This window comes from Corynebacterium qintianiae (assembly GCF_011038645.2).
In the GTDB taxonomy this organism is placed as follows: domain Bacteria; phylum Actinomycetota; class Actinomycetes; order Mycobacteriales; family Mycobacteriaceae; genus Corynebacterium; species Corynebacterium qintianiae.
Genome location: NZ_CP064955.1, coordinates 788,850 through 802,021, shown reverse-complemented (window position 1 = coordinate 802,021; position 13,172 = coordinate 788,850). Strand labels below are relative to the sequence as shown.

Here is a 13,172-nt window from a genome sequence, read left to right as displayed (position 1 = left end):
ACTCGGCACGGGCTTGAAGTCGCGCCACCTCACCCTCATGGGTCTCGGTATGGCGGTGGGGGCGGGTCTGTTTCTCGGCGTCGGTGCGGGTATCCGCGCGGCGGGGCCGGCGATCATCATTGCCTACATGATCGCTGGCGCGATCGTCGTGGGCGTCATGCGCATGCTGGGTGAAATGGCCGCCGCCGACCCGTCACCCGGGTCCTTCGCCACCTATGGCCGCAAGGCCTTCGGAGATTGGGCGGGTTTCCTCCTTGGTTGGCTGTACTGGTTCTTGCTCATTATGGTCGGTGGCGCAGAGATCACGGGTGCCGCGGCCATTATGTCGAGCTGGTTCGGCGTGCCCCAGTGGATCCCCGCGCTGGTCACGGTCGTTTTTTTCGCCGCGATCAATCTCGCCCAGGTCAAGGGGTTCGGCGAATTCGAGTACTGGTTCGCGATGATCAAGGTCGTCGTCATCGCCGGCTTCCTCCTCATCGGCAGCGCGCTGTTCTTGGGCCTGCTGCCCGGTAGCGGCTTCGTCGGGTTCGACAACATCTCCGAGTCGGGCTTCGCACCGAACGGTATCGCGGGTGTAGCCGCCGGCCTGCTCGCGGTGGCCTTCGCCTTCGGCGGCATCGAGGTCGTCACCATCGCCGCCGCAGAGTCCGAAAAACCCGCGCAGGCCGTCAAACGCGCGGTCAACTCGATCATCTGGCGCATCGGTCTGTTCTACATCGGTTCCGTGATCATCATCATCCTGCTGATCCCCTACGCGCGTATCGACGCCGCCGATTCCGCCGCCGACTCCCCCTTCACACAGGTCCTAGACATGGCCAACATCCCGGGGGCCGTCGGGTTCATGGAGGCCGTCATCGTGCTGGCACTGCTGTCCGCGTTCAACGCCCAGATCTACGGCACCTCGCGCATGGCCTACCAACAGGCGCTCGACGGTGACGCGCCCGCATGGCTGCGCCGCACGAACGCTCAGCGAGTACCCATCAACTCCGTTTTAGTCTCGGTCTTCTTCGCTTTTCTGGCAGTGGGCCTGCAATGGTGGAACCCGCCGGGGCTCCTAACTTTCCTCATGAGCGCCGTGGGCGGTTGTCTCATCGTTACCTGGATCATGATCACGCTCAGCTACGCACGCCTGCGCGGCCAGCTCGCGGGCGACGACATCGCGCTCAGCCCGCGCTGGTTGCCGTGGGTCACTCTCGCGGCGCTCGTCGGCATTCTCGCCCTTATGCTTCTCGACGCCTCCGCTCGCGGCCAGATTTTTGCAGTGCTAGCACTGTCCCTCGCGCTTGTCGGACTCTCACAGCTCAACCGAAGCCGCTCCCGGGCAATGTCCGGGCAATGATCTAAGGTATCTGGCATGACTAACTCCACCACTAACGCGTCGGCGCGCGCGCGAGGCATTGCCACCGTCACCCACAACGGAACCGTCCTGGATGTCTGGTACCCGGCGCCCAAGTTGGGCGAGCCGGTGGCGGAGACCGGCACGGTGCGTGTCGACGAGCCGGATTCCCGCTTCTCCCACCTAGTCGGCCCGGACGAGGACCGCGGCGTGGCCCGCGTTCAGGTGGAGACGTCCATTGCCGACATCTCCGAGCCGGCCGTCGACGCCTACGATGTCTATCTGCGCCTTCACCTGCTCTCCCACCGCTTGGTTGCGCCGCACGGAGCCAACATGGACGGGGTGTTCGGCCTGCTCGCCAACGTGGTGTGGACGAACTACGGTCCGTGCGAGGTCTCCGACTTCCAGATGACGCGTGGGCGTCTCGCCGCCAAAGGCCCCGTGGTGGTCTTTTCCGTGGACAAGTTCCCGCGCATGGTCGACTACGTCGTTCCCTCCGGCGTGCGCATCGGAGACGCCGACCGCGTCCGTCTCGGCGCGCACCTCGCCGAGGGCACGACCGTCATGCACGAGGGCTTCGTCAACTTCAACGCCGGCACCCTCGGCGCCTCCATGGTCGAGGGCCGCATTTCCGCGGGCGTGACCGTTGGCGACGGGACGGACATCGGCGGCGGCGCCTCCATCATGGGCACCCTGTCCGGCGGCGGCAAAGAGACCATCACTTTGGGCGAACGCTGCCTCCTCGGTGCGAACGCGGGCGTGGGCATCTCGCTTGGCGACGACTGTATTGTCGAGGCCGGCCTGTACGTCACGGCAGGCACCCGCGTCCGCGTCTCCGGTGACATCGCCTCGGCGTACGGTTACGCCGAGGACGCGGAGGTCAAGGCTGTGGAGCTGTCCGGCAAGAACGGCATCATGTTCCGCCGCAACTCCCTCACCGGTGCCGTCGAGGCGTCCCGCGCCAAGGGCGTGGAGCTCAACGAGGAGCTGCACAAGAACTAGCAGCCTTCTCGGTGAACTAGACGGGCGTGACCTTGGGTTTGCGGAACGCCCAGTACTTGTTCACCACAAAGTTCACCGGCATCGCAATGAGCGTCGAGATCGCCTGCGCCCAGTAGGATTTGGTGCGCAGGCCCGTGGAGTCGTCGAAGATGTGCTCCGGCAGCGCGATCGGCGAGGTGGGATTCATCAGCAGCGTCATCAGAGTCAGTGACACGGCGAACGCGAGGATCCCGGTTGCGAGAAACGGAAAAAATCCCGCGAACCAGTTGCGCTTGGGCACGTGGCGGAACGTCCACGAGCGGTTCAGCTGGTAGTTCCAGATGTTCGCGACCACGAACGCCACGGTGGAGAGCACGTGGTACCAGCGGATGTTGAACCGGGTGCCGAAGATGTTGGCAAACACTTCGGCCTCGTGGATGCCGAAGCCCAGTTCAATGGCCTTTTTGGCCAGGTAGAAAACGACTAGGTTGACGGCGACACCGGACCCGCCGACGATGCCGAATTTCACGAACTCCCGCGCGCTGGCGACGATCCGTACCGCGGTACTTCCCACTCAGGCCTCCGTCTGGGCCAGCCGCGACACTGCAGCGGCGATGCGCTCGTCAGAGGCGGTCAGACCGATGCGGACGTGGTTGTCTCCGGAAGGGCCGTAGAAGTCACCCGGGGCGGCGAGGATGCCGCGCTGCGCGAGCCAGTGCAGGCTCTCGCGGGCGTCCGCACCCTCTCGCCGCGCCCAGAGGTACAGGCCGGCTTCGGAGTGGTCGACGGTGAATCCGGCGCGTATCAGGGCGTCGAGAAGCAGTGCGCGGCGCTTGGCGTAGATGAGGCGCTGGAGCTCCTCGTGCGTATCGTCGACAAGCGCGGCGACCATGGCGTGCTGGATCGGGCCGGGGACCATGAGCCCCGCGTGCTTGCGCACGAGCAGCAGCTCTTGGATCAGGGACTCGTCACCCGCGAGGAAACCGGCTCGGTAGGAAGCCATGTTGGAGGTCTTCGACAGCGAGTGGATGGCCAGCAGATTGGCGTTGTCGCCGTCTGTGACACGAGGGTCGAGGATGGAGACGGGGTCGGCGGACCAGGCGAGCCCCATGTAGCACTCGTCGGAGGCGATGATGGCGCCGGTCTCGCGGGCGAAGGCGACCCACGCGCGCAGCTCGTCGACGCCCCGGACCTGGCCCGTCGGGTTCGACGGCGAGTTGATGAACACCAGCGACGCCCCGGAGGCGCCCTCTGGGGTGTCAGTGCGCACGACCTCGCAACCGGCGATTAGCGCGCCAACCTCGTAGGTGGGGTATGCGACCTCGGGAATCGCCACCCGCGCCGCACACAGGCCCAGTGTCGTGGGCAGCCAGGCGATGGCTTCTTTGGTGCCGACGACCGGCAGCACGCTGGAGGGCCCGAGGCCTGCGGCGTTGTAGCGGCGCTCGAGGGCGGCCACGATGGCGTCGCGAAGCTCAGGCGTGCCCATCGTCTGCGGGTAACCCGGCGCTGCGGCGTTCTCGGCGAGTGCGAGCTGGATCGCGGGGCTGACGGAGTCGACGGGCGTGCCGACGGAAAGGTCGACGATGCCGTCGGGGTGCGCAGCCGCGCGCTCCTTGACGTCCGCAATCGTGTCCCACGGGAAATCGGGCAGCTGGGAGCCCAGCGGGGTTCGGGTCATGCCGATGACAGCTCTTATACCTGGTTCTGCGGCGGTAGCGCGGCGACAAACGGGTGATCGAAGTCCTGTGGGCCGAGCTTCATCGCACCGCCCGGGGAGCCGAGGTTGTCGAAGAATGCGACGTTGGCGTCGTAGTAGTCCGCCCATTCCTCAGGGGTGTCGTCCTCGTAGAAAATCGCTTCGACCGGGCAAGCGGGCTCGCAAGCGCCGCAGTCCACGCACTCGTCCGGGTGGATGTAGAGCATCCGCTTGCCTTCGTAAATGCAGTCGACGGGGCACTCCTCTACGCAGGAACGGTCCAGCACGTCGACACACGGCTGAGCAATGATGTAAGTCATGCCCGTTATTATGTCACTCGCTTCTCAGAACTGGCCATACGCCTCCGGCGAGACCGGCAAACATCAAGAAAACAGTGAGAATATTATTTGGGACGACCATGCTGCCCGTCGCGGGCAGCGCGGCCAGCAGCACCATGAAGATCCCGAGCCACACCGCCAGGGGGATGAGGGCAATTGCGCGTATCGACGTCCACAACAACGCGGTCCTGGTCAGCACCGCGTTGAACAGGAGGGCGACGAGAATGCTCGCCGGCATCGGCACACCGAACACGGTCGCACCGAGGTAGACCACCTCCATCAACGCGGAGACGGCGGCACCGACGCTGAGCCACACGATCCCGCCCACGGCTTCCCCGCGGGAAAAATCGTCGCGGACGACAGGCTCGCTCACTTCTCGATCCCACTGAGCAAACCGGCGGGCGCGTTTACGCCCCGCTCTATCCCTACACCCGCGCCGAATTGGTAGTGCTCCCGTCGCAGCACGGCCTGGGTCACGAGGTTGCTCAGCGCGTACGCGGTCACCGGCCCGCGGGCGCGAGCGGAGTGCGGGTTGGTCTCCGATGCGTAACCGTCGCCGATCCAGACCTGGGTGGCGTGGGCGCGCATGGCCTCCACTTTGGCGGTGTACGCGCGGTCATCCAGCTCGACCCACGTGTCGCTGCGGTCCACCGCGTCGAGCTCACCGGGCGCGGGTCGCGTCCACCCCTCCGGGATCTCCACCGGCAAGTTCGCCTCGAGTTCTTCGCGCAGGCGCACCGCCCACAGAATTCGCCTCACGGCTCCGGTGCATTGCGCGGCGGCGTGGGTTATCTCGTGCGCGCGAATGTGGTCCGGGTGTCCATAACCGCCGTCGGGGCCGTACGTGAGCACGAGGTGCGGGCGCTCCTCCGCGAAAATCGCGGCGAGATCGCCGACGGCCGCGTCACCGGAGTTGACAAAGGCCCGCGGGTTGCGGCTTGACTCCGCGCCCGCCATCCCGCTGTCGCGGTAGCGGCCTACGTCCCCGAGGAAACGCTGGCGCACCCCGAGAACGCCACAAGCGCGGGAGAGCTCACCGATGCGGAACCCGCCCAACTGATCGGCCGCGTCCGCCACCAGGTGGGCGTACTTCTCCCCGATCACCTCCCCCTCTTCACCGAGGGTGCAGGTGACCACCAGAACATCCGCGCCGCGGGCGGCGAGGTCCGCCAGCGCGCCACCGGTTGAAATAGCCTCGTCATCCGGGTGCGCGTGCACCGCGACGACCCTGTAACCCGCGAGATCGCGCTGCTGCATTGTCCTTCTCCTTACTGCTGTGCGGGCTCTTCCTGCCCGGCGGGAACCGTGGTTGTGGTGGCTCCCGCGCCTCCGCCTTCTCCGACGCGCCACGACGCGGCCGTGGACAGACCCGACTCCCAGTTCATCACATCTGCATCCGGGCCCACGATACCGGTGCCCAGCGCGAGGATCCGCCGCTCGTGCATGAGAGGCACCCATACGGCGGCGCCGCGCAGCGCATTATCGACGGTCCCGCGTGCCTCGCCGCCGCGCGCCCTGCCCGCCAGAATGTCGTGGGCGAGAGCCTCCGTTTCCGGACCGCACAGTCCCGAAAGGTTGCCTGCCCGGTAGTCGTCGTGCGGGCACATGATCCTGCTCGCGAGTTCGTTACTGCTGTCGGCGCCTGTGTCCCAATGCACGACGGCATCCACCGCGCCGGAAGGCAGCCCGGTGGAGACGATGCTCTGCATGTCCGTCGACACCACGCGAGCCGACACACCCCGCTGCTCTAACAGGTCAACCAGCGAGCGGGCCGCGGCGGCGGACTCGGGGTCGGCCGGGTCCGCCGCCACGCGCAGCGGCCTGCTCTCGGTGACCCGCTGCTGCAAAAGCGCCGGAGCCTGGCCGGTAACGGGCGTATGCTCGGCGACCGCGAGTTCCGACGACCGGCCGGCGGCGAGTCGGGCGATAAGGGGGACGTCGATAAGCGAGCGCAGCTCTTCGCGCGCGTCGATGTCCCGGAGAAGCGGCGAGGTGCTCGACAGCGTCACCCCGAGCGTGCGGGGGCCGTCGACCGGGCGAACCTGGGTTTCGGGGATGAGGTCGAAGACGTCCCGGGTAGTTTCGTCGGGGATCGTGTCCACGAATCCCAGCTGCTGGGAGCGCAGCTGGTCAGCGATCTGCGTGGTGCCCCGCACTGCGTTGATGGTGAGGACGTCCACGCGCGCGGGATCTGCACCCCAGAACCGGTCGTTGCGGTTGAGCGTGATTGTTCCCCGGCCACGGTCGACGGACTGCACCATGAAACGCCCCGCCGAGGCGGGGAGGGTCTCACCGGCGGCGGAGGCGAAATCGGACGCGTCGGCGGCGAGCAAGTGCGAGGGCAGCAGGGCGGAAAACAGACCCTGCCAGTCCCGGATGCGCTCGGAGAAGTCCACGTCCACGGTCTTGCCCGCGGGCCCGGTGACACGCACGGCCGAGATCGCCTGATACGCCGCGGGGCCGATGACTCCTGGAGTGGTGCTCATCCCGCGCCACAGGTAGACGAAATCCGCGCCCGTCAACGGGGTTCCGTCGGACCACTGCGCCTCCGGGCGGATGACGTAGCGCACCGTCATCGCGTCGGGCGAGGTGGCCAGCACCGTCGCACCCTCGATCACGCTCGGGTCGCGCACGCCGTCGTCATATGCGCTGGGCAGGGCCAGTTCCGCTATGGACTGCACCAGCGAGGTGTCGTCGGAAAGCAGGTGCGGGTTGAGTCCGGCGCGCAACGGCTCCGCACCGACCTGGATCTGGGTGCGCGACTTGCGCGCGGGAGCCTGGGCGCTGGTGGTCGGGGTAGCGGCCGGATCCAGCTGCTCGATCTCCTCCTGCTGAACCAGCGGAGGGGGACCGGGGCGGGCGGCGCACGACACCGCGCCGGATGCCACGCAGACAGCAACCGCGGCAGCTACGGCACGACGACTCGTCCTCCGGTCCACCGGCCCAGCCCCGCAGTTACTTGTTCAGCTGCTTGGCGCGGGAGCGGGCGCGGCCGCGCTCGGTGGCGTTGAGGATGATCTTGCGCACGCGCATGGCGTCGGGGGCAACCTCGACGCACTCGTCCTCGTCGCAGAACTCGATGGCCTCGTCGAGGGAGAGGGTGCGAGCCTTCGCCAAGGTGACCGTGGCGTCCGCGGTGGCGGAGCGCATGTTGGTCAGCTTCTTCTCCTTGGTGATGTTGATGTCCATGTCCTCGTCGCGCGAGTTCGCGCCGACGACCATGCCTTCGTACGCGTCCGCGCCCGGTTCGACGAAGAAGTCGCCGCGATCCGCGAGCTGTGTCAGCGCGTAGGCGGTGACCTGTCCGGTGCGGTCGGCGACGAGGGACCCGGTGGGGCGGCCCTTGATCTCGCCGGCCCACGGGCGGTGCTCGATGGAGTAGGAGTTGGCGATGCCGGCGCCGCGGGTCTCCGTGAGGAAGGTGGTGCGGAAGCCGATCAACCCACGCGAGGGAACGTCAAACTCCATGCGGACCCAGTCTCCAGAGCCGGTGTTGGACATTCCGGTCATCTGGCCCTTGCGGTTGGCCATGAGCTGGGTGACGGCGCCCTGGTACTCGGACGGGGTGTCGATGACCATGTGGTCGAACGGCTCGTAGGTCTTTCCGTCGATCTGCTTGGTCACCACCTGGGGCTTGCCCACGGTCAGTTCGAATCCCTCGCGGCGCATCTGTTCGATGAGCACCGTCAGCGCCATCTCACCGCGTCCCTGGACCTCCCAGGCGTCGGGGCGGTCGGTCGGCAGCACACGGATGGAAACGTTACCGATCAGCTCCTGGTCGAGACGTGCCTTGACCATGCGGGCGGTGAGCTTGTCGCCGCCGCCACGGCCCGCCATCGGGGATGTGTTGACGCCGATGGTCATGGAGATGGCCGGGTCGTCGACCTTGATGCGCGGCAGCGGCTCGACGTTCTCCGGATCGGTCAGGGTATCGCCGATCATGATCTCGTCGATACCGGAAACAGCGGCGATGTCGCCCGCGACGACCTCACCGGTGGCGGGTACGCGGTCGAGGCCCTGGGTGACCAGCAGCTCGGCGATCTTGACGTTCTTGACGTGCTGGTTGCCATCAGCGTCGTAGTGGACCCACGCGACGGTCTGGCCTTTCTTCACGGACCCACGGTAGACGCGGATCAGCGCGATACGCCCGAGGAAGGAGGAGGAGTCGAGGTTGGTCACCTGCGCCTGGAATGGGCCGGTGATGTCGGCAGATGGTTCCGGAAGCGTGTCGTAGATGACGTCAAACAGCGGCTGGAGATCCTCGTTGTCCGGCATCTCACCGTTGCCCGGGTTGTTCAGCGAGGCGCGACCGGCACGGCCGGAGGCGTACAGGACGGGAAGCTCGAGGAGGTTCTCTGCGGCCTCCGCGGCCTCCGGATCCTCGAGGCCTGCGCCGAGCTCGAGGAGCAGGTCCTGGGCTTCGTCGACGACCTCGTCGATGCGGGCATCGGGGCGGTCGGTCTTGTTCACGCAGATGATGACGGGCTTCTTCGATTCCAGCGCCTTACCCAGCACGAAGCGGGTTTGGGGCAGCGGGCCCTCGGAGGCGTCGATGAGCAACACCACACCGTCGACCATGGACAGGCCGCGCTCGACCTCGCCGCCGAAGTCCGCATGGCCGGGGGTATCGATGACGTTGATGACGAGGTCGCGGCCGTCCTTGCCCGCGCCGGCGCGGCGGATGGCGGTGTTCTTCGCCAGAATGGTGATGCCACGCTCAGATTCGAGCTCGCCGGAGTCCATGACGCGGTCCCCGTGTTCGCCGTGGTCGCTAAATACGCCGGACTGCTCCAGCATGCCGTTGACGAGGGTGGTCTTGCCGTGGTCAACGTGCGCGACGATGGCGACGTTACGGAATTCAGGATGCGACACTGAGCCGGTGCTCCTTTGGGGTGAGGGGAAAGAACGACTAAACCCTACTCGCATTGGCTTTTTAACGCACTCTTACCGCTTGACTAGCGCCCCGTGGGGACTATTGTGGCTTACGTTAAGGAATTGCTCTGCTGTATATAATTTTCCCCACAAAAGGACTTGCGCCGTGCCCGCTTTCACAACCGCTTTCCCACGTCGCCGATGCTGCGCGGCCGCAACAGCAGCAGCTCTGCTTGGGCTTTCGACGCTGACCTCGGAAACAGCCGCACACGCCGTCGACCTCTCGTCCCAGTATGTCGACGAGCTGGGGCGCCCAACCGACCTGACGGTGTCCAAGGTCCACGAGTTCGCCGATCAGCCGTTTGTTCCCCCGCGCGTGGCCGACGCTCTGCGCACCGCCGTGGGATTTTTCGCGGGCACCGGAGAAATTGGCGGGCCGCCGTTACCGGATACGGCCCCGGGTTTTACTCAGTTCATCTGGCCCACCGTTTCATCGAACTGCATCGGCCCGGGCCTCCACTCCACCGCCTCCGCCATCGCGGTCCCGGGCCCAGCGAAAATTCCCGCCCCGGGTGCCGCAGCAGGCCAGACCGTTTTCCTCTTCACCGCCCTCGGCACCCCGCCCGCCGCGCAGGAGCAGGGACTCATGAACGTCTACTGGGTCAATGTGAGCAATTTCCGCACGGGTGTAACGCCGCTAAATAACAATCAGATAAACACAGCAGGACCGGCCACCCTGTCCGGCACCGCCGACACAGGGTCCGGTCAGATCCTGGCAGTCGTTGACGGGAGTGTCCGCACCGCCGACAACGTCTGTTCCTTCGCCCCGACCGCAACTAGTTTCCACGTGAGGTAATCATGAGCGCCGACCTTCACCCGGTGAAGCAAGAGACTTTTGACACTGCGTCGAACACGAACACCGACCCAAAGGGTTTCCTCCGCGAAGTCGACACGTTCAAGGTCACCGATTTCGGCCTCTACATGGCCCGGGGCGCGAACCACCCAGAGTTCGGCTACCTGGAGAGCTGGTTGCTCCCCGAGCTCGGGCTGCGGGCGAACATCTTCCACTTCCGGGAGGGCGTCGAGAAGGAGCAGGACTTCTACTTCGACGTAGCCAACATTGACGTCGAGGGCACCGTCTGGCGCGCCCGCGATCTCTACGTCGACCTGGTCTCCCTGACCGGAAACCCAATCGACGTCCAGGACATCGACGAGCTCGCCGCCGCGACCTCGGCGGGCCTGATCACCGCGGAGGAGGCGGAGAAGGCGATCGACGTCACACTTACCGCGGTCGAGGGCATCACCCGCCACGACGACGATGCCATGGAGTGGCTGCGCGCGCTCGGCATCGAGCTGACCTGGGCCGACGACGTCGAGCTCGCCCCTGCCGTTTAGCCCATGCGCACAGCGGCGTCGACAGGCACGCGCTCGAGCCGCGCCTCCTGCGCCGCCCACATGTCCCAGTAGCCCGCGAAATTCCTGTCCCGCGCCAGCGCGCGGGATTTTCTCGTCGCGGCGTCCGCCACCACCCGGAGCGTGTCCACGTCGCCAAGCCTTTTCGCGGCGCGTATCGACGCCTCGGTGACCGCGCCGACCCCCTCCACGATCAGGTCCTTACCTGGATCCAGCGCCACCCACCCGCCGCGCCGGTCGTTGGCCCAGTCCCACCGCCAGTAGCCGGGAAACTGCGCGTCGAGCACGTCGTCGGCCACCATGCGCGCACCCTCGGCCAAACCCGACCAGCCAGGGTAGAAATCGTCGAGGTGCACAACTCGGATTCCGAGGCGCCGCCCGATGAGCTCGGCGAGGGTTGTCTTGCCGGCGCCGGAGGGGCCGTCGATAAGCAAGGTGTAGCGGCCCACTAGCGCGAGACCGCCCACACCGGCCGCAAGTGCCCCGTATACCACGCAAGGCCCAAGCTGAGCAGCGCACCTGCGAGGCATACGACCATGACCACCCAATCGAGCTGCCCGAGCGCGGACACGCGCGCGTGCGTGCGGGGCCCGGAGCCGAAACCGCGGGCCTCCATCGCGGCGGCGAGCTTCCCCGCGCGACGCAGCGACATGACCAGCACGCCGAAAGCGAGCGAGAAGAAGTAGCGGAAGCGGCCGGAGTCAGCGACCCCGCGCGCCCGGCGCGACATGCGCATCGCGTCGAGGTCCTCGCGCAACAGCGTGAGCATGCGCAAGGCGGCTACCGCCCCGATGACGAAGCGTTCCGGCAACTTCAGCACCTGTGACAACCCGTCGCCGAGGTCGGTCGGGTCAACGTCCGCCGACAACACCGCCACAGGCAGCGCCACGGCGAGCACGCGCACGACCGCGGCGGCCGCCAGGCTCAGCGACAGCTCGGTGACATTAATCAACCCCCAGCTGAAAAAGACCATTCCCCCGCTGCGCCCGTACAGGGCCATGGGCACCCCCGCGATGGGCGCGACAACAAACAGCGGCCACGCGCGGCGGGCGAGGCGACGCCACGGCACACCGCACAGCGGCGCCGCAAGGACCGTCAGCGCCACGGTCACCGCGGCGGAGACGACATCGAGTGTGAGCATGAGCGGGGTGGTCAACAGTGCCAAACCGAGCAGGCGCGTGACAGGGTTGATGCCTCGAAGCAGGTTCACGGTGCGCCACCCCCCACGCGCACAACGTGGTCGCCGAGCGACGCCATGAACGCCTCGTCATGCGTGATGGACACCACCGTCACGCCTCGGACGGTCAACTCGCGGATCAGCCCGACAAGTTCGGTGAAGGTGGTGTCGTCCTGGCCGAAAGTGGGCTCGTCGAGAAAGACCAGCCGCGGCGCGTTGACCAGGGCGGTGGCAACCGACAGGCGGCGTTTTTCCCCGCCTGACAAGGTGAAGGGGTTCGCGGCGACCAGGTGGTCGAGGCGCAACCGCTCCAACAGATCACCGACCCGCTCGGCCGGTGCGCCCGTCAACGCCATCTCCTCTCGGACGGTGGAGGTGACAAACTGGTGCTCGGGCTCCTGGAACACGTAGCCGACCCGGCTGGCGAGGTGCTTCGAGGACCACGTGTGCGGCGGCTTCTTCAACCCTCGCGCGATATCCTCGCAGTACGTCACCCGCCCGGCCACCGGGGCGGTCAAGCCCGCCAGGGCGAGCGCCAGGGTGGTTTTGCCCGAGCCGTTCTCCCCCGTGATCACCGTTGAGCGCCCCTGGGGGATTTCCACAGTGTGCGCGGGTCCGAAGCGTGTGCGCAGCCGGTCGGCCCGCACTGCCACCGCATCTCCCGGCGCGGCCGGCCTCGAGGGTGGCAGCTGCGGCAACACCGGCAGCTGGTGGGCGGGAATTTCGCGCAAACCTGCACCGTCGAGCCGGTAATACGTCTCCACCACGCGCGCCCACTGGGCAGGGCGGTGCTCAACGACGATCAACGTGGCGCCTGTGTCGGCGCACACCTTGTCCACCGCGCGGATGATCTCGTCGCGGCCGCGCGGATCCAGGTTGGCGGTCGGCTCGTCGAGGACGATGATGTCCGCCCCCATGGCAAGCACCCCGGCCAGGGCGAGACGCTGTTTCTGGCCGCCCGACAGGTGGGCAGTGTTGCGGTCCAGCGGCACGTCCAGGCCCACGGCGTTTAGCGCCCAGCGCACGCGCGGCCAGATCTCCCCGGCCGGCACCGCGATATTCTCCGCGCCGAATGCCACGTCATCGCGCACGCGCGAAAGAATCGTCTGGGCCTCAGGGTCCTGCATGACCATCCCCACGGTGCCGTTGACCGACACCGCGCCCGTGAGGTGACCGTCCTCGTTGTCGGAGGCGAGGCCCGCGATGACGGAAAGCAGGGTCGACTTGCCGGATCCGGAGTCGCCCGAAATCAGGATGCGCTCGCCGCGCTCAACGGTTAAGTCGATCCCCTCGAACGCCGGTGACGTCCGCGTCGCGTGCTGGTACCCCAGCCCGCGCGCGACTATCACGGCCATG

General features: G+C 66.9%; 14 protein-coding genes. 4 read left to right on the top strand and 10 right to left on the bottom strand.

The window, feature by feature from the left end; genetic code table 11:
- The first annotated feature begins 37 nt into the window (after positions 1 to 37).
- Entirely contained in the window at positions 38 to 1,339 is a 1,302-nt protein-coding gene (locus tag G7Y29_RS04030) for an amino acid permease (protein WP_165002205.1), read from the top strand.
- A gap of 15 nt (positions 1,340 to 1,354) precedes the next feature.
- The gene (gene dapD / locus G7Y29_RS04025; RefSeq protein WP_165002095.1) at positions 1,355 to 2,338 is read left to right on the top strand and encodes a 2,3,4,5-tetrahydropyridine-2,6-dicarboxylate N-succinyltransferase; all 984 of its coding nucleotides are present in this window, start codon (positions 1,355 to 1,357) and stop codon (positions 2,336 to 2,338) included.
- Positions 2,339 to 2,354: 16 nt separating this feature from the next.
- On the opposite strand, the gene G7Y29_RS04020 is transcribed toward dapD, so the two are convergent.
- From G7Y29_RS04020 to typA, 7 genes are all read right to left on the bottom strand, one after another.
- Positions 2,355 to 2,891, bottom strand: a complete 537-nt coding sequence (locus G7Y29_RS04020) for a GtrA family protein (protein ID WP_165002094.1) — start codon at positions 2,889 to 2,891, stop codon at positions 2,355 to 2,357.
- Entirely contained in the window at positions 2,892 to 3,998 is a 1,107-nt protein-coding gene (dapC, locus tag G7Y29_RS04015; protein ID WP_165002093.1) for a succinyldiaminopimelate transaminase, read from the bottom strand. It abuts the gene before it with no gap.
- Between the two features lie 14 nt (positions 3,999 to 4,012).
- A complete protein-coding gene (fdxA, locus tag G7Y29_RS04010) occupies positions 4,013 to 4,336 on the bottom strand; it encodes a ferredoxin (RefSeq protein ID WP_165002092.1) in 324 nt (107 codons plus the stop codon).
- Between the two features lie 13 nt (positions 4,337 to 4,349).
- Entirely contained in the window at positions 4,350 to 4,727 is a 378-nt protein-coding gene (locus G7Y29_RS04005; protein WP_165002091.1) for a hypothetical protein, read from the bottom strand.
- A complete protein-coding gene (gene mshB / locus G7Y29_RS04000; RefSeq protein WP_165002090.1) occupies positions 4,724 to 5,611 on the bottom strand; it encodes an N-acetyl-1-D-myo-inositol-2-amino-2-deoxy-alpha-D-glucopyranoside deacetylase in 888 nt (295 codons plus the stop codon). Before mshB ends, G7Y29_RS04005 begins: the two co-directional genes overlap by 4 nt.
- Before the next feature lie 11 nt (positions 5,612 to 5,622).
- Complete coding sequence (locus G7Y29_RS03995) at positions 5,623 to 7,242, bottom strand: ABC transporter family substrate-binding protein (protein ID WP_249399805.1); 1,620 nt, start codon at positions 7,240 to 7,242, stop codon at positions 5,623 to 5,625.
- A gap of 67 nt (positions 7,243 to 7,309) precedes the next feature.
- Positions 7,310 to 9,226 (bottom strand): translational GTPase TypA, encoded by a 1,917-nt coding sequence (gene typA / locus G7Y29_RS03990; RefSeq protein ID WP_165002088.1) that lies wholly within the window; start codon positions 9,224 to 9,226, stop codon positions 7,310 to 7,312.
- A 166-nt stretch (positions 9,227 to 9,392) separates the two neighbouring features.
- On the opposite strand from typA, the gene G7Y29_RS03985 reads away from it, so the two are divergent.
- Together G7Y29_RS03985 and G7Y29_RS03980 are read left to right on the top strand one after the other, a co-directional pair.
- Positions 9,393 to 10,082, top strand: a complete 690-nt coding sequence (locus tag G7Y29_RS03985; RefSeq protein ID WP_165002087.1) for an Rv1157c family protein — start codon at positions 9,393 to 9,395, stop codon at positions 10,080 to 10,082.
- Between the two features lie 2 nt (positions 10,083 to 10,084).
- Positions 10,085 to 10,621: a ribonuclease FAU-1 family protein gene (locus G7Y29_RS03980; RefSeq protein WP_165002086.1), complete on the top strand. Its 537-nt coding sequence runs from the start codon at positions 10,085 to 10,087 to the stop codon at positions 10,619 to 10,621.
- Here G7Y29_RS03980 and G7Y29_RS03975 read toward each other — a convergent pair.
- Genes G7Y29_RS03975 through G7Y29_RS03965 form a run of 3 tightly spaced genes read right to left on the bottom strand, consistent with a single transcriptional unit; the run spans position 10,618 to position 13,171 of the window.
- Entirely contained in the window at positions 10,618 to 11,088 is a 471-nt protein-coding gene (locus tag G7Y29_RS03975) for a nucleoside/nucleotide kinase family protein (RefSeq protein WP_249399804.1), read from the bottom strand. The genes G7Y29_RS03980 and G7Y29_RS03975 overlap by 4 nt on opposite strands.
- Positions 11,088 to 11,849: an energy-coupling factor transporter transmembrane component T family protein gene (locus tag G7Y29_RS03970; RefSeq protein WP_165002084.1), complete on the bottom strand. Its 762-nt coding sequence runs from the start codon at positions 11,847 to 11,849 to the stop codon at positions 11,088 to 11,090. Before G7Y29_RS03970 ends, G7Y29_RS03975 begins: the two co-directional genes overlap by 1 nt.
- Positions 11,846 to 13,171, bottom strand: coding sequence for an ABC transporter ATP-binding protein (locus G7Y29_RS03965; RefSeq protein WP_165002083.1), 1,326 nt, complete (start codon positions 13,169 to 13,171; stop codon positions 11,846 to 11,848). Before G7Y29_RS03965 ends, G7Y29_RS03970 begins: the two co-directional genes overlap by 4 nt.
- Between the last annotated feature and the right edge of the window lies 1 nt (position 13,172).